15 protein-coding genes are annotated in these 14,586 nt (G+C 67.4%); 8 read left to right on the forward strand and 7 right to left on the reverse strand.

Annotated features, from left to right (window positions below; all coding sequences use genetic code 11):
* Positions 1-4: 4 nt before the first annotated feature.
* Both pdxA and rsmA read left to right on the forward strand, forming a co-directional pair.
* Complete coding sequence (pdxA, locus tag BMZ21_RS02290) at positions 5-1,021, forward strand: 4-hydroxythreonine-4-phosphate dehydrogenase PdxA (RefSeq protein ID WP_091829369.1); 1,017 nt, start codon at positions 5-7, stop codon at positions 1,019-1,021.
* The gene (gene rsmA / locus BMZ21_RS02295) at positions 1,018-1,878 is read left to right on the forward strand and encodes a 16S rRNA (adenine(1518)-N(6)/adenine(1519)-N(6))-dimethyltransferase RsmA (RefSeq protein WP_091829371.1); all 861 of its coding nucleotides are present in this window, start codon (positions 1,018-1,020) and stop codon (positions 1,876-1,878) included. Before pdxA ends, rsmA begins: the two co-directional genes overlap by 4 nt.
* On the opposite strand, the gene gmk is transcribed toward rsmA, so the two are convergent.
* From gmk to fabD, 7 genes are all read right to left on the reverse strand, one after another.
* Entirely contained in the window at positions 1,879-2,526 is a 648-nt protein-coding gene (gene gmk, locus BMZ21_RS02300) for a guanylate kinase (protein ID WP_091829373.1), read from the reverse strand.
* Positions 2,527-2,531: 5 nt separating this feature from the next.
* Positions 2,532-3,413: a YicC/YloC family endoribonuclease gene (locus BMZ21_RS02305; protein WP_091829375.1), complete on the reverse strand. Its 882-nt coding sequence runs from the start codon at positions 3,411-3,413 to the stop codon at positions 2,532-2,534.
* Positions 3,414-3,554: 141 nt separating this feature from the next.
* On the reverse strand, positions 3,555-4,949 hold the full coding sequence (mltG, locus tag BMZ21_RS02310; RefSeq protein WP_091829377.1) for an endolytic transglycosylase MltG: 1,395 nt from the start codon (positions 4,947-4,949) through the stop codon (positions 3,555-3,557).
* Between the two features lie 133 nt (positions 4,950-5,082).
* Positions 5,083-6,348, reverse strand: a complete 1,266-nt coding sequence (gene fabF / locus BMZ21_RS02315) for a beta-ketoacyl-ACP synthase II (protein ID WP_091829379.1) — start codon at positions 6,346-6,348, stop codon at positions 5,083-5,085.
* A gap of 179 nt (positions 6,349-6,527) precedes the next feature.
* Positions 6,528-6,761 carry an acyl carrier protein gene (locus BMZ21_RS02320; protein WP_043236751.1) on the reverse strand — a complete coding sequence of 78 codons (234 nt, stop codon included), beginning with the start codon at positions 6,759-6,761 and terminating at the stop codon, positions 6,528-6,530.
* A gap of 370 nt (positions 6,762-7,131) precedes the next feature.
* Complete coding sequence (gene fabG, locus BMZ21_RS02325; protein ID WP_091829381.1) at positions 7,132-7,869, reverse strand: 3-oxoacyl-[acyl-carrier-protein] reductase; 738 nt, start codon at positions 7,867-7,869, stop codon at positions 7,132-7,134.
* Between the two features lie 30 nt (positions 7,870-7,899).
* Positions 7,900-8,844, reverse strand: coding sequence for an ACP S-malonyltransferase (gene fabD, locus BMZ21_RS02330; RefSeq protein ID WP_091829383.1), 945 nt, complete (start codon positions 8,842-8,844; stop codon positions 7,900-7,902).
* A 464-nt stretch (positions 8,845-9,308) separates the two neighbouring features.
* Here fabD and rpsF point away from each other — a divergent pair, with 464 nt between their 5' ends.
* From rpsF to alr, 6 genes are all read left to right on the forward strand, one after another.
* Positions 9,309-9,761 (forward strand): 30S ribosomal protein S6, encoded by a 453-nt coding sequence (rpsF, locus tag BMZ21_RS02335; protein WP_091829385.1) that lies wholly within the window; start codon positions 9,309-9,311, stop codon positions 9,759-9,761.
* A 2-nt stretch (positions 9,762-9,763) separates the two neighbouring features.
* On the forward strand, positions 9,764-10,009 hold the full coding sequence (gene rpsR / locus BMZ21_RS02340) for a 30S ribosomal protein S18 (RefSeq protein ID WP_038367644.1): 246 nt from the start codon (positions 9,764-9,766) through the stop codon (positions 10,007-10,009).
* Positions 10,010-10,160: 151 nt separating this feature from the next.
* Positions 10,161-11,105, forward strand: a complete 945-nt coding sequence (locus tag BMZ21_RS02345; protein WP_167561494.1) for a DUF2232 domain-containing protein — start codon at positions 10,161-10,163, stop codon at positions 11,103-11,105.
* A 37-nt stretch (positions 11,106-11,142) separates the two neighbouring features.
* Positions 11,143-11,703 (forward strand): 50S ribosomal protein L9, encoded by a 561-nt coding sequence (rplI, locus tag BMZ21_RS02350; RefSeq protein WP_091829389.1) that lies wholly within the window; start codon positions 11,143-11,145, stop codon positions 11,701-11,703.
* A 164-nt stretch (positions 11,704-11,867) separates the two neighbouring features.
* Complete coding sequence (locus BMZ21_RS02355) at positions 11,868-13,361, forward strand: replicative DNA helicase (protein WP_091829391.1); 1,494 nt, start codon at positions 11,868-11,870, stop codon at positions 13,359-13,361.
* Positions 13,358-14,488 (forward strand): alanine racemase, encoded by a 1,131-nt coding sequence (alr, locus tag BMZ21_RS02360; RefSeq protein WP_091829393.1) that lies wholly within the window; start codon positions 13,358-13,360, stop codon positions 14,486-14,488. Before BMZ21_RS02355 ends, alr begins: the two co-directional genes overlap by 4 nt.
* The last annotated feature ends 98 nt before the right edge of the window (positions 14,489-14,586 follow it).

Here is a 14,586-nt window from a genome sequence, read left to right on the forward strand (position 1 = left end):
CCAGTTGCGCCGGTTGCTTGCCCTGACGCAAGGCGATCCGGCGGGGATCGGACCCGAGCTCGCGCTTGCCGCCTGGCGGCAGCGTGAGCGGCGAGGCATTCCGCCCTTCGCCTATCTCGGCGACAGTGCGACGCTTTCAATATTGGCGGAACGGCTGGGATTGCCGGTTCCATTGCGCAGCGTCGGCTGGGACGAGGCCGAGACCTGTTTTGACACCGCATTGCCCGTGATCGAGCTCGAGCATCGCGCGCAGGCGCAATCCGGCCGGCCTGATCCTGCCAACGCGGCGGGCGTCATCGAAGCGATCGAGCGCGGGGTCGAAGCCGTCGAGACCGGCAAGGCCGCCGCGATCGTCACCAACCCGATCGCCAAGAGCGTGCTCTACGCTGCCGGCTTCCGGCATCCGGGCCATACCGAATTCCTGGCCGAGATCGCCGGTCGCGGACGCGAAGCCACACCGCGGCCCGTGATGATGATCTGGTCGGAAGAACTCGCGGTCATCCCGGTCACCATCCACATCCCGCTGGCGGAGGTGCCGGAGCAGCTGACGACCGAGCTGATCGTCGAGACCGGCCGGATCGCCGCCGCCGATCTCAAGCGCCGCTTCGGTGTCGCACGCCCGCGGCTGGCGCTCTGCGGCCTCAACCCGCATGCCGGCGAAGGCGGCGCGCTCGGCAAGGAGGATGCGGCCGTGGTCGCACCGGCAATCGAGCGGTTGCGGGCGCTCGGCATCGAAGCGAGCGGCCCCTATCCGGCCGACACCCTGTTCCACGCGCGCGCGCGCGCCGGCTACGACGTGGCGCTCGGGATGTATCACGACCAGGCGCTGATCCCGATCAAGACCATCGCCTTCGACGATGGCGTCAACGTCACGCTCGGCCTGCCCATCATCCGAACCTCGCCGGACCATGGCACGGCCTTCGACATCGCCGGCAAGGGCATCGCGCGGCCGGACAGCCTGTGCGCGGCCTTGCGGCTGGCCGCCCGCATGGCTGCCGCCGAGCACGGAGCGCCGGCATGAGCAACGCCGCCGCCCAGGACGGATTGCCGCCGCTGCGCGAGGTGGTCGAGCGCCACGGGCTGATGGCGCAGAAGGCGCTCGGCCAGAACTTTCTGTTCGATCTCAATCTCACCGGCCGGATCGCCCGCGCCGCCGGCCCGCTCGAAGGCCAGACCGTCGTCGAAATCGGGCCCGGTCCCGGTGGGCTGACCCGCGCCTTGCTGGCGAACGGGGCGGGCCGTGTCATCGCAATCGAGCGAGACCGGCGCTGCATGCCGGCGCTGGCCGAAATCGCCGCCCATTATCCGGGCCAGCTGGACGTCGTCGATGGCGATGCGCTCGCGGTCGACCTTTCCGGCCTGCTCGGCGGCAGCCCGGCGCGGATCGTCGCCAATCTGCCCTATAACATCGGCACACCGCTGCTGGTCGGCTGGCTCAGCGCCGGTTCCTGGCCGCCCTGGTGGAACTCGTTGACGCTGATGTTCCAGCGCGAGGTCGCCGAGCGGATCGTCGCGACGCCGGAGCAGCGCGCCGCCTATGGCCGGCTCGCCGTGCTTGCCAACTGGCGCTGCGAGACGAAAATCCTGTTCGACGTGCCGAAGACCGCCTTCGTGCCGCAGCCGAAGATCACCTCCTCGATCGTCCAGCTGGTACCGCGCCAGCAGCCGGAGCCCTGCGACCGGCGCCTGCTCGAGCGGGTGACGCTCGCCGCCTTCGGTCAGCGCCGGAAAATGCTACGCCAGAGCCTGAAGGCCGTGTTCCCCGACCCAGTCGCGATGATCGAGGCCGCTGGGTTGTCGCCGACGATGCGGGCCGAAGAAGTCTCGGTCAGCGGTTTCGTCGCACTAGCCAATGCGCTGGCAACAGCGCGGAGCTGATCAGCCGACCTGCTCGCCCAGCAGGGTCTCGACGAAGGCCGGCATGCCGGTGGCACGGCTGCGCTTCAGCCGCTCGGCCGCCAGGATCGAGCGCACCGACTCGTAGGCGGCACCGAGATCGTCGTTGATGATGACGTAGTCGTAGACGTGCCAGCGCGCGATCTCGTCGCGGGCATTGGCAAGGCGGCGCGCGATCACCTCCGGCGCGTCCTCTGCCCGACGCACCAGCCGCGAGCGCAGCTCCGCCATCGAAGGCGGCAGGATGAAGATCGCGACGACGTCCTCGCGCGCCTTCTCCAGGATCTGCTGCGTGCCCTGGTAGTCGATGTCGAACAGGACGTCGCGGCCGGCCTTCAGCGCCGCCTCGACCGGCTTGCGCGGCGTGCCGTAGCCATTGCCATGGACCTCGGCCGATTCCAGCAGATCGTCGCGATCGCGCAGAAGGTCGAAGGCCTCGCGATCGATGAAGCGGTAGTGCACGCCGTCGATTTCGGACGGGCGCCGTCCGCGCGTCGTCACCGAGATCGACAGATCGAGATTGGTTTCCTTCTGCGACAAGGTCCGCGTCAGCGTCGACTTTCCGGCGCCGGACGGCGACGACAGGACCAGCATCAGGCCGCGGCGGGCTGGGCGAATGAGATCGGCCATCGCCGTCACTCCACGTTCTGAACCTGTTCGCGCAACTGGTCGACGACCGTGCGCAGCTCCAATCCGATCCGCGACAATCCGGGATCGCCGGCCTTGGCGCAGAGCGTCGAGGCTTCACGACCGAATTCCTGTGCCAGGAAATCAAGCTTGCGGCCGATCGGCCCGCCCTGGGCGAGCAGCTCACGCAAGGCCGCGACATGGGCATGGAGCCGGTCGATCTCCTCGCGGATATCGGCCTTCACCGCCAGCAGCGCCGCCTCCTGATGCAAACGCTGCGGCTCCAGCGCATTGCTGGCGTCAAGCAGTGAGGCGATCTGTCCCGCGAGGCGCCCGCGGATGGCCTCGACGCTGCGACCTGGATGGGCTTCCGCGGCCAGGGTCAGGCTGGCAATGGAGTCGAGATGGCCGGAGATGATGGCTTCGAGCGCCCGCCCCTCGGCCAGCCGCGCCTGTTTCAGCGCCGCGATCGTCTCCGCCAGCGCCGCAAGCACGGGCTTCTCGAGCTGGGACAGCGCATCCCCGCTCTCCTCGGAGACCTCGACGACACCGCGGATCGCCAGCAGGCCGTCCAGCGTCGCAGGCGCGATGCTCGCAGGCAGCTTCACCTGGCTCGCAGCCTCGATCAGGACGGCGAGCGCCTCCTGGTTGATGCGCGGACGCGGAGCCGAGGCTTCGCTGGTGATGGCGAGGCTGACATGCAGGGTGCCGCGGGTGAAGGCAGTGGAGAACTGCTTGCGGGCCGCCTCGGAGAAGCTGTCGAAACCGGTGGGGACGCGAACGCGGACATCGAGGCCACGACCGTTGACGCTACGGACTTCCCAAGCAAAGGCGTGCGCCCCGGTCGTGCCGGCCGCGCGCGCGAACCCCGTCATGCTCTCGATCGCCATAGGCCGCCGTCTTCCTTCTCGCAACGTAGATGCTGACGCGAATTCTGATCGCTCGATCGGAACGCCGAGTGGAATGCGCGATGCGCGCGGACCCTATTCAGGCCCGGCCTGCTCTACAAGCGCGAGATGTGGAAAGGTCGCTCAGGGCTTCAGCTGCGGGACCTGCTTGGGGCTGTTGAGGTCGAAGGTCTTGTTCAGCAGCGGATCGCGCGTCGTGCCTTCGGAGGCGTCGAAGGCGCGCGCCCGCGTCCCGGCCGCGCCCGCCTGCACAGGCTGGCCGGCCGCCGCACGACGATTGCCGGGAACCGGATAGGTCTCGGGCTCGGATTGGTCGGGCGCCGTCGCCGCCTGGCTGTCGGGGCGGCCGGCGGCCGGCGCCTCGGTGCGCTGATCCGGCCCCGGAGGCGGCTCGGCGCGGTCGACGCCGGCGTCGGCGGCTGGCCGTCCGGAGTCGCGTCTCGCCGATTCGACCTGGCGCCAGCGCGCGACGTTGCGGTTGTGCTGCTCAAGCGTCTCGGCGAAGGCATGGCCGCCGCTGCCATCGGCGACGAAGTAGAGATCCTTGGTCCGCGAATGGTTGACCACCGCCTCCAGCGCCGCGCGGCCCGGATTGGCGATCGGCCCCGGCGGCAAGCCGTCGATCACATAGGTGTTGTAGGGCGTCGCCTGGGTGATTTCGGGGCGCGTGATGCCACGGCCGAGCGTGCCCTTGCCGCCGACGAGCCCATAGACGATCGTCGGGTCGGATTGCAGCTTCATCTTGCGGTTCAGCCGGTTGATGAAGACGCCGGCGACGCGCGGGCGCTCATCGGCGCGTCCGGTTTCCTTCTCGACGATCGAGGCGAGGATCACGAGTTCCTGTGGCGTCTTGATCGGCAGGTCGGCCGGGCGCTTGGCCCAGACCTCGTTGAGGATGCGGCGCTGGTCGCGCGTCATCCGGTCGACCATGGCCTGGCGTGTCGAACCGCGCTGGAACTTGTAGGTATCCGGGAGTATCTGCCCCTCGCGCGGCACCTGGTTGATGTCGCCGGCGAGCAGGTCGTTCTGCTGCAGGCGAGCGATGATCTGCTCGCTCGTCAGCCCCTCGGGGATGGTGATCGAGTGCTCGACCGCCTTGCCCTCGGCGATGACGTCGAGAATGTCCTTCTGGCTGGCGCGCGCCTTGAAGAGGTATTCACCGGCCTTGAGGCTGGCAGCCTTGCCCGAGGTGTAGGCCGCGACCTTGAAGGCCCAGGGATGCTCGATCAGGCCCTCGCGCTGCAACAGATCGGCGATCTCCGTGACCCCGTTCTCCTTCGGGATGATCAGGACGCGATCGGCTGCGAGCGGGCCGGGAGCCTTGCTGCGGCTGTCGAGATAGGCGATGCCGCCGCCAACGGCGCCGGCGAGTACGAGGACAGTGGTGAAGAGCCCGCTGAGCAGGCCGACGAAGGGCGAGCGACGGCGCTTGCGTGCCTTCGGCGGCGGGGCCGGCGGTGCAACGGGCTTCAGCGCTTCGTTGGGGCTCCTCGGCGCAACGCGAGGCGGCTGGCTCATGATGTTTCGCCTGATTCCCTGACATCACGACCGGCAGCGCCGGTGTCGACACCAGCCTGTCGGCCGGGCCGCGGCATTCTTGCACGACGGCGGCGACAGGCTAGCGAAAATTGTGGCGAAAGCGCGCTTGTCCTCAGTCGACGAGGCGGCGCATCACCAGCGAGGCATTGGTGCCGCCGAAGCCGAACGAGTTCGACAGGGCAATGTCGACCTTCCGCTTTTTGGCTTTGTGCGGCACGAGATCGAGCTCGGTCTCGACGGACGGGTTGTCGAGATTGATCGTCGGCGGCACGATCTGGTCGCGGATCGCCAGCACCGAGAAGATCGCTTCGATCGCACCGGCGGCGCCGAGCAGATGGCCGGTCGCCGATTTGGTCGAGGACATGGCGGGCCGGTTCGGCGCATTGGCGAGCAGGCGCTCGACGGCACGCAATTCGATCTCGTCGCCGACCTGCGTCGAGGTGCCGTGTGCGTTAATGTAGTCGACCTCCGAGGCGCGCAGACCCGCGCGCTTCAACGCCGCCTGCATGCAGCGATAGGCGCCGTCGCCATCCTCGGACGGCGAGGTGATGTGATAGGCGTCGCCCGACATGCCGTAGCCGACGACCTCGGCATAGATGCGCGCGCCACGGGCCCTAGCGTGCTCGAGTTCCTCGAGCACGACGACGCCGGCGCCCTCGCCCATGACGAAGCCGTCGCGATCCTTGTCATAGGGGCGCGAGGCCTTCTCGGGCGTCTCGTTGAAACCGGTCGAAAGCGCGCGGCAGGCGCAGAATCCGGCGATGCCGATGCGGTTGATCGCCGATTCGGCGCCGCCTGCCAGCATGACCTCGGCATCGCCGAGCGCGACCATGCGGGCGGCGTCGCCGATAGCGTGGGCGCCGGTCGAGCAGGCAGTGACGACGGCGTGGTTCGGGCCCTTCAGCCCGTGCTCGATCGAGACATAGCCTGCGGCGAGATTGCTGAGACGGCCGGGGATGAAGAAGGGAGAGAGACGGCGCGGGCCGCGCTCCTTCAGCAGCAGCGAGGCTTCATAGATGCCGCCAAGCCCGCCGATGCCGGAACCGATGGCGACGCCGGTCGCGATCTGATCCTCATAGCTTTCGGGCTTCCAGCCGGAGTCACGCAGGGCCTGCGTCGCCGCAGCCATGGCGAAAACGATGAAATCATCGACCTTGCGCTGCTCCTTCGGCTCCATCCAATCGTCGGGATTGAAGGTGCCGTTCGAGCCATCGCCGCGCGGTATACTGCAGGCGATCTGGGCCGGCAGGTCAGAGACATCGAAAGTGGTGATCGGGCCGGCACCGCTTTCGCCAGCCAGAATGCGTGACCAACTCGGCTCGACCCCGCATCCGAGCGGAGTCACCATGCCCAGTCCGGTGACGACGACACGCCGCATCGGTCTTCCTCAATTCAGCTCCGGCGCGCTGGAGCAGGATGCGAAAAAGTGGAAACCGGCTTTTCGCATGAATCCTGCTCCAACTACAGTTGAGAGACGGATTCAGATTTCAGCTGGAAACGCAAGGCGTTTCCAGCTGAAATCATCCGGCTCCGGCGCGCGCCGGGGCCAAGGCCTTGTCAGGCCGACTTCGACAGGAACTTGACCGCGTCGCCGACGGTCACGATCGTCTCGGCCGCGTCGTCCGGGATCTCGACGCCGAACTCTTCCTCGAAAGCCATGACCAGTTCGACGGTGTCGAGGCTGTCGGCACCGAGGTCCTCGATGAAATTGGCGCCCTCGACAACCTTCTCCGGCTCAACGCCGAGGTGCTCGATCACGATCTTCTTCACGCGCTCGGCGACATCGCTCATGGGTCTTTCCCTCAAACCTCAAAAACACACCGCTGACAGCGACGCGTGGGTGAAACTGATTTCCCGGCCCGGATCCTTCGCCTGGCGGCGGACCACGCCGGGTGTTCATGGCTGCACAAACGCAACAACCGGGCCGGCGTCAAGTCCCAAGAGCACGTGCCGAACAGATTGCCACGCCATCTGATCGGATCACGCATCCCCCAACAAGAGCCCGGAGCCGAATCTGCCCATCAGGTTGCGTCAACCTGATCTGTTCGAGCTCCGAAACACCGGTCGGCGCTTGGCCGGCTGGGTCCTTAACACACTCGCAATAGGCTGGCGAGAGCGCAGATCAAACCTTTAAGTGCATTGAAAGACTGACATAACCGGTTCAGATCATTGCCATTCCGCCGTTGACGTGCAGGGTCTGCCCGGTGACGTAACCAGCTTCCTCGCTGGCGAGATAGGCCACGGCCGCCGCAACGTCCGCTCCCCGCCCGAGCCGACCCATCGGCACGTCGGTGAGGATGCTCTCGCGCTGCTTGTCGTTCAGCGCGTCGGTCATCGGCGACTCGATGAAGCCGGGAGCGACGACATTGACAGTGATGTTGCGGCTCGCAACCTCGGCGGCAAGCGACTTCGACATGCCGATCAGGCCAGCCTTGGATGCCGCATAGTTGCCCTGCCCCGGATTGCCGCTGGTGCCGACTACCGAGCCGATCGAAACGATGCGGCCATAGCGCCGGCGCATCATGCTCTTCACCGCCGCGCGCGAGAGCCGGAAGGCGGCGGTCAGGTTGACGGCGAGAACGAGATCCCAGTCCTCGTCCTTGAGACGCATGAAGAGATTGTCGCGGGTGACGCCGGCATTGTTGACGAGGATGTCGAGCCCGCCAAGCTTGGCCTCGGCAGCCGGCACCAGCGCCTCGACCGAATCGCGATCCGACAGATCGCAGGGCGTGACCTCGGCCCGCTCGCCGAGTTCCTTCGCCAACGCCTCCAGCGCTTCGACACGCGTGCCAGACAAGGCTACGGTCGCGCCCTGGGCATGGAGCTTGCGCGCGATAGCGCCGCCAAGGCCGCCGGTGGCGCCGGTGACAAGCGCCTTCTTACCCGTCAGATCGAGCATTGTGCCTCCCCTATCCCGGCTTGTAGCCGGTCAGCCCTTCTGGGCCTTGTAAGCCGCGATGTCGTCGGGGGTTCCGATCGACGCCGCAGCGGATCCTGCCGCGATACGCTTGACCAGACCGGCGAGCACCTTGCCCGAGCCGACCTCATAGAATTGAGTGACGCCGGCTGCCGCCATCGCCTCGACGCATTCGCGCCAGCGCACGGTGCCGGTGACCTGCGCCACCAGCGAAGCCCGGATGGCGGCCGGATCGCTCAGAGGCGCGGCGCCGACATTAGCCATGACCGGCACGGCCGGAGCCTGCATCGCGACCTCGGCGAGCGCTGCCTGCATCGCTTCGGCCGCCGGCTGCATCAGGGCGCAATGAAAGGGCGCGGAAACCGGCAGCAGCATGGCGCGGCGCAGGCCGCGTTCGCCGGCAAGCGCGATCGCCCGCTCGACCGCGGCCTTGGCACCGGAGAGCACGACCTGGCCGCCGCCATTGTCATTGGCCACCTGGCAGACCTGGCTCTGCGCAGCATCGGCCGCGATCGCGCGGGCCTGGTCGAGCTCGACGCCGAGCAGCGCCGCCATGGCGCCCTCGCCGGCCGGCACCGCCTTCTGCATGGCGTCGCCGCGGATGCGCAGCAAGCGGGCGGCATCACTGATCGAGACGGTGCCGGCCGCAGCCAGCGCCGAATACTCGCCGAGCGAATGGCCGGCGACGAAGGCGGCGTCTGTCCTGAGCGAGAGCCCGGCCTCTGCCTCAAGCACGCGGATCGCGGCCAGGCTCACCGCCATCAGCGCCGGCTGGGCATTGGCGGTCAGGGTCAATTCCTCGCCCGGCCCTTCCCACATCAAGGCGGAGAGCTTCTGTGAGAGCGCGGCATCGACCTCGTCGAAGACGGCGCGCGCCACCGGAAAGGCTTCGGCGAGCGCCTTGCCCATGCCGACCGCCTGCGAACCCTGCCCTGGAAAGATGAAAGCCGTCGCCATGTCACAATGGTCCTGAAAACGATGCCGGAGCCGGATGTTTTCGGTCGAAGCGCCACGCGTTTCCACTGAAAACTAGATCCGTCTCTGACTTGAAGTTGAGAGCAGGATGCGAAAAACCAGTTCCCGCTTTTTCGCATCCTGCTCTTGGTTAACAAGTCGGGGCGCAGTCGCACCGTGCAGCTGGCCAAGTCAAGGCGTTTACGCGACGAAAGTCGACTTGCATCAGCTTTTTGCGATGTTTTCCGCTTGCATGATGGACTGCCTCGCGGTAACGACCGCCTCGGTTTGTTCGGCCGGAGGCTGAACGGACGGCGAAGCCATTCCCGCAAGGAAGCGTTTCGTAGGCTCCGCATCAAGGGGCCGCCGTCCCGTGTCTCCGCCTTCGAAGAAATCCTGTCGGGCCTTTATCCAGGGCTCGGAGGGCTCCGCGTCGAACGAAACCGGTGAACGAAGAAAGGCCAATCATGGCATTGTACGAGCACGTTCTGCTCGCGCGGCAAGATGTCAGCGCGCAGCAGGTCGAGGCCCTTGTCGAGCAGTTCAAGGGCATCGTCGAGGCGAATGGCGGTTCCGTCCCCAAGGTCGAGTACTGGGGCGTGAAGTCGCTGGGCTATCGCATCAAGAAGAACCGCAAGGCGCACTACTCGCTGCTGAACATCAACGCTCCCGCGGCGGCCGTCGCCGAGATGGAGCGCCAGATGCGCATCAACGAAGACGTGCTGCGCTTCATGACCATCCGCGTCGAGGAACTCGAGGAAGGTCAGTCGGTCATGCTGCAGAAGCGCGACCGCGACGAGCGTAGCGATCGTTTCGACCGTGGCCCGGGCGGCGGTGACCGTTTCGACCGCGGCCCGCGCCGCGAGCGTCCGCGTCGTGAAGACGAAGCGACCACCGAAGCTACCGCTGGGGAGGCCTGAGCATGTCGACTGCATCCGCCGGCGCCCGCCGCCCCTTCTTCCGCCGCCGCAAGTCCTGCCCGTTCTCGGGCGAGGGCGCGCCGAAGATCGACTACAAGGACGTGCGCCTGCTCTCGCGCTACATCTCCGAGCGCGGCAAGATCGTGCCGTCGCGTATCACGGCCGTCTCAGCCAAGAAGCAGCGCGAGCTCGCCCAGGCGATCAAGCGCGCCCGCTTCCTCGGCCTGCTGCCCTACGTCATCCGCTGAGCGGGTGAAGATTTCCCCGGCGGCGCCCAGCGCCGCCGGGCTTTCGATCCCACGTAGACTTTAGTCGCCAGGCGGTGAAAACCCGTCTGGTATGTTGAGGCGATCAGCCTCTCACCCTGCCCTTTTCGAGCAGCGGGACAGCAGGACGGATATGCTCCCCATCGTCGGCATCGGCGCCGGGCTGGTTTCAGCCCTTCTGTTCACAGTGGTGATCACCGGATCGCCGCTGGCGTTGCTGCTGTCCTATGTCGCCCCGCTCCCCGTCTTCATCGCAGCGCTCGGCTGGAACCACCGCGCCGGACTGGTCGCCGTCGCTTCCGGCACGCTCGCGGTCACCCTCGTGCTCAAGCTCTCGCTCGGGCTCGCCTTCGCCATCGGCGCGGCCCTGCCGGCCTGGTGGATCGCCTATCTCGCCTTGCTGGCCCGCAATGACGACCAGAACAACAGCGAATGGTATCCGCTCGGACGCCTGCTGGTCTGGATCGCCGCCGTCGCGACGCTGGTGACGGTGGGCGGCGCGCTCGCCATCTCCACCGATTTCGAGACCTACCAGCGTGTCATGACGCACGGCCTGCGGCTCGTGCTCAGCGGCGGCGAGGGCATCGGCCCTGTCGTGCGGCTGCCAGCAGGCGTCGACGCCGGCGAAATCGCGGCCCGGCTCGCGGCCCTTGTGCCCGCCGCGGCCGGCGCCTCCTTCGTGCCGATGATCGTCGCCAATCTCTGGCTGGCGGCGAAGGCGGTGCGGGTCTCCGGCCGGCTGCCGCGCCCCTGGCCTCTCATCTCCGCGACCCGCCTGCCGGCGCAGGCCGTGGCCGGGCTCGTCGGCGGGATCCTGCTCAGCTTCGCCGGCGGCTTCATCGGCCTCGCCGGCGCCGCGCTGGCAGGCGCGCTGATCGCCGCCTTCGGCCTCGCCGGGCTCGCCGCCGTCCACGACCTCAGCCGGGGCAAATCCTGGCGGACGCCGACCTTGCTCGCGATCTATCTCGCGCTCGTGGTCATGCTGATCACCGTCTTCCCATTCCTCGCGCTGCTCGGCATCGCCGACGCGCTGATCGACCTTCGCCGGCGCAAGCCGCCGGCGTCGCCTGCTGCCTGAACCCAAACGCCTCTCACGAACTCAAAGGAGAAGACCCATGGAAGTGATCCTGCTCGAACGCGTCGCCAAGCTCGGCCAGATGGGCGAGACCGTCCGCGTGCGCGACGGCTATGCCCGCAATTTCCTGCTCGCCCGCGGCAAGGCCCTGCGCGCCACCGAAGAGAACAAGAAGCGCTTCGAAACCCAGCGCGCCCAGCTCGAGACCCGCAACCTCGAGCTGAAGCGCGAGGCCGACTCGGTCGCCGAGAACCTGGACGGGCAGTCGGTCGTGATCCTGCGCCAGTCGGGCGAGTCCGGGGTGCTCTACGGCTCGGTCTCGACCCGCGACATCGCCGAGGCGCTGGGCGCCGAGGGCTTCACCGTCGACCGCAACCAGGTCACGCTCAACACCCCGATCAAGACGCTCGGCCTGCACACCGTCCCGGTCGTGCTGCACCCGGAAGTCTCGGTCACCGTGACCGTCAACATCGCCCGCTCGGCTGAAGAGGCCCAGCGCCAGGCGGCCGGCGAGAACGTCACCGCCCGCGAGGAGTTCGATCTCGACGATCTCGGCCTCGAAGTCGGCGCGGCGCTGGCCGAGGCCGGCGACGACCGCTGAGCCCTTTCAGAGGCTTGCACGAGTCAATGGGCGCCGTGGCAACACGGCGCCCTTTTCGTATCGCCTGTGAACTGGGGTGGATTGCGTTCCTGACACTCGCCAAGCGCCGGCAAATGCTAGAGTGAACCAGTTCCGACTCATCCCAGCGAGATTGCCTGCAGGCTATGGCCACTGCCACCGCCCTCGTCGCCCGCCTCGAGACCAGTCACGAGGCCAACTTCCGCGTCCAGCCGCACAATATCGAGGCGGAGCAGGCGCTGCTCGGCGCCATCCTGGTCAACAACGACGCCTTCTACCGGGTCTCGGACTTCCTGCAGCCAGAGCACTTCTTCGAGGAGCTGCACCGGCGGATCTTCGAGCTGATGAGCAGCATGATCCGGGCGGGCAAGATCGCGACGCCGATCACGCTCAAGACCTTCGTCGGCGAGATCGATCTCGGCGGCATCACTGCGCCGCAGTATCTCGCCCGGCTCGCGGCCGAGGCGACGACCGTCATCAACGCTGCCGACTATGGCCGGACCATCTACGACCTCGCCGTCCGTCGCCAGTTGATCGGCGTCGGCGAAGAACTGGTGAACGTCGCCTATGACGCGCCGGTCGACATGGCGCCGCGCGAGCAGATCGAGGATGCCGAGCGCAAGCTCTATGCGCTCGCCGAGAAGGGCCGGTACGAGGGCGGTTTCCAGAAATTCGACGGGGCGCTGCGGCTCGCCATCGACATGGCGGCGAGCGCGTTCCAGCGCGCCGGCGGCCTCTCCGGCATCTCGTCGGGGCTGCGCGATCTCGACGCGCGGATGGGCGGCCTGCAGCGCTCCGACCTGATCGTGCTCGCCGGCCGCCCGGCCATGGGCAAGACCTCGCTCGCGACCAATATCGCCTTCAACATGGCCAAGGCCTGGCGCGGCGAGCGCCAGGAGGACGGCACGATCAAGTCGGTCGACGGCGCCATCGTCGGTTTCTTCTCGCTCGAAATGTCGGCCGACCAGCTCGCGACCCGTATCGTCGCGGAACAGTCGGGCATCTCCTCCTACAAGATAAGGCAGGGCCGCATCACCGAGGGCGATTTCGCCCGGCTGACCGACGTTGCCGCCCAGATCGAGAAACTGCCGCTCTATATCGACCAGACCGGCGGCATCTCGATCGCCCAGCTCGTCGCCCGCGCCCGCCGCCTGCAGCGCCAGAAGGGGCTCGACATCCTGTTCATCGACTATCTGCAGCTGCTCTCCGGCTCTTCGAAGGCCGGCCAGAACCGCGTGCAGGAGCTGACCGAAATCACCACCAGCCTGAAGGCGCTGGCCAAGGAGCTCAACGTCCCGATCGTCGCGCTCTCGCAGCTCTCGCGCCAGGTCGAGAACCGCGACGACAAGCGCCCGCAGCTCTCGGATCTGCGTGAATCCGGCTCGATCGAGCAGGATGCCGACGTGGTGATGTTCGTCTATCGCGAAGAGTATTATCTCAAGGGCAAGGAGCCCCGGCCGGGCACCGACGAGCACAACAAGTGGGTGATGGAGATGGAGGCGGCCCATGGTCTCGCCGAGCTCATCATCGGCAAACAGCGCCATGGCCCGACCGGAACCGTCGCGCTGCAGTTCGACGCCGACGTGACGCGCTTCTCCGACAGGGCCGATCAGAGCCATCTACCGGAACGCCTCGAATGAACGCCTTCGACACGCCCGAGAATGCCGGCCACGGCGCCATCCTGACGATCGATCTCGGCGCGTTCGTCGCGAATTGGCGTATGCTGAAGCAGCGCGCCGGCACGGAAGCCGCCGCCGTGGTCAAGGCCAATGCCTATGGCATCGGCATCGAGCCGGCCGTCACGGCCCTTGCCAAGGCCGGCTGCAGGACCTTCTTCGTCGCGCATCTGTCCGAGGCGGTGCGCGCCCGTGCCGTCGCGCCGGAGGCGGCGATTTATGTGCTCAACGGCCTCGCGCCGGAAACCGGCGGGACTTACGCCGAGCACGACCTTTCGCCAGTGCTGGGCTCGCACGAGGAGTTGCTCGAATGGGCCGGCTTCCGGCAGAGCGGCGCCAAGGTCAGGCCGGCGGCTCTGCATGTCGACACCGCCATGAACCGGCTCGGGCTCTGGCCCGGCGAAGGGCTCGACCTGGCACGCGAAAAAAGCGGGGTGGTCGCCGCCGCAGGGATCGGGTTGGTGATGAGCCATTTTGCTGCGTCGGAAGTGATCGACGACCCGGCCAACGCCCGGCAGGTATCGGCCTTCGCCGAAGTCGCCGCGGCCTTTCCCGGCGTGCCCGCCTCGCTGCTGAACTCCTCCGGCCATTTCCTGCCGGGTTGCCCCTCCTACCAAATCACCCGGCCGGGCTATGCGCTCTATGGCGGCAATCCGACACCCGGAAAGCCGAATCCGATGCGGCCGGTGGTCGGGCTCGAGGCGCAGATCATCCAGCTGCGCGAGGTCGAGACCGGCACGCAGGTCGGCTATAACGGCACCTGGACGGCGAAGGGTCGGCGCAAGCTCGCCACCATCTGCCTGGGCTATGCCGACGGCTACCCGCGCAATGCCAGCTGGACCGATCGTTCGCAGGGCGGCTCGGCGCTGGTCGGCGGGGTGCGCTGCCCCTTCGTCGGCACGGTCTCGATGGATTTGATCATCGTCGACGTCTCGGACGCACCGGCCGAGGCGGCCAAACGCGGCTCAGCCGTTACGCTGATCGGGGGCGAGCTCGACCTGGAGGCGGTGGGCGCCGGGGCCAAGACGATCGGCTACGAGATCCTGACCAGCCTCGGCCGCCGCCACGCGCGGCGCTATGTCGGGCTTTGACGCGATGGCTGCCACCTCCATTGTCATTCCGGGGCTTCGCGCCAGCGAAGAACCCGGAAGCCACGACCTGGTGAACGCTTCCTGCAGCGCCAGGCAAA

The sequence above is a fragment of the Allobosea lupini genome, from assembly GCF_900109525.1.
GTDB lineage: Bacteria > Pseudomonadota > Alphaproteobacteria > Rhizobiales > Beijerinckiaceae > Allobosea > Allobosea lupini.

Bases quoted from the DNA above. Each gene is read 5' to 3' on its own strand.
- rsmA (WP_091829371.1), top strand. From the start codon at position 1,018: ATGAGCAACGCCGCCGCCCAGGACGGATTGCCGCCGCTGCGCGAGGTG.
- gmk (WP_091829373.1), bottom strand. From the start codon at position 2,526: ATGGCCGATCTCATTCGCCCAGCCCGCCGCGGCCTGATGCTGGTCCTG.
- BMZ21_RS02305 (WP_091829375.1), bottom strand. From the start codon at position 3,413: ATGGCGATCGAGAGCATGACGGGGTTCGCGCGCGCGGCCGGCACGACC.
- mltG (WP_091829377.1), bottom strand. From the start codon at position 4,949: ATGAGCCAGCCGCCTCGCGTTGCGCCGAGGAGCCCCAACGAAGCGCTG.
- fabF (WP_091829379.1), bottom strand. From the start codon at position 6,348: ATGCGGCGTGTCGTCGTCACCGGACTGGGCATGGTGACTCCGCTCGGA.
- BMZ21_RS02320 (WP_043236751.1), bottom strand. From the start codon at position 6,761: ATGAGCGATGTCGCCGAGCGCGTGAAGAAGATCGTGATCGAGCACCTC.
- fabG (WP_091829381.1), bottom strand. From the start codon at position 7,869: ATGCTCGATCTGACGGGTAAGAAGGCGCTTGTCACCGGCGCCACCGGC.
- fabD (WP_091829383.1), bottom strand. From the start codon at position 8,844: ATGGCGACGGCTTTCATCTTTCCAGGGCAGGGTTCGCAGGCGGTCGGC.
- rpsF (WP_091829385.1), top strand. From the start codon at position 9,309: ATGGCATTGTACGAGCACGTTCTGCTCGCGCGGCAAGATGTCAGCGCG.
- rpsR (WP_038367644.1), top strand. From the start codon at position 9,764: ATGTCGACTGCATCCGCCGGCGCCCGCCGCCCCTTCTTCCGCCGCCGC.
- BMZ21_RS02345 (WP_167561494.1), top strand. From the start codon at position 10,161: ATGCTCCCCATCGTCGGCATCGGCGCCGGGCTGGTTTCAGCCCTTCTG.
- rplI (WP_091829389.1), top strand. From the start codon at position 11,143: ATGGAAGTGATCCTGCTCGAACGCGTCGCCAAGCTCGGCCAGATGGGC.
- BMZ21_RS02355 (WP_091829391.1), top strand. From the start codon at position 11,868: ATGGCCACTGCCACCGCCCTCGTCGCCCGCCTCGAGACCAGTCACGAG.
- alr (WP_091829393.1), top strand. From the start codon at position 13,358: ATGAACGCCTTCGACACGCCCGAGAATGCCGGCCACGGCGCCATCCTG.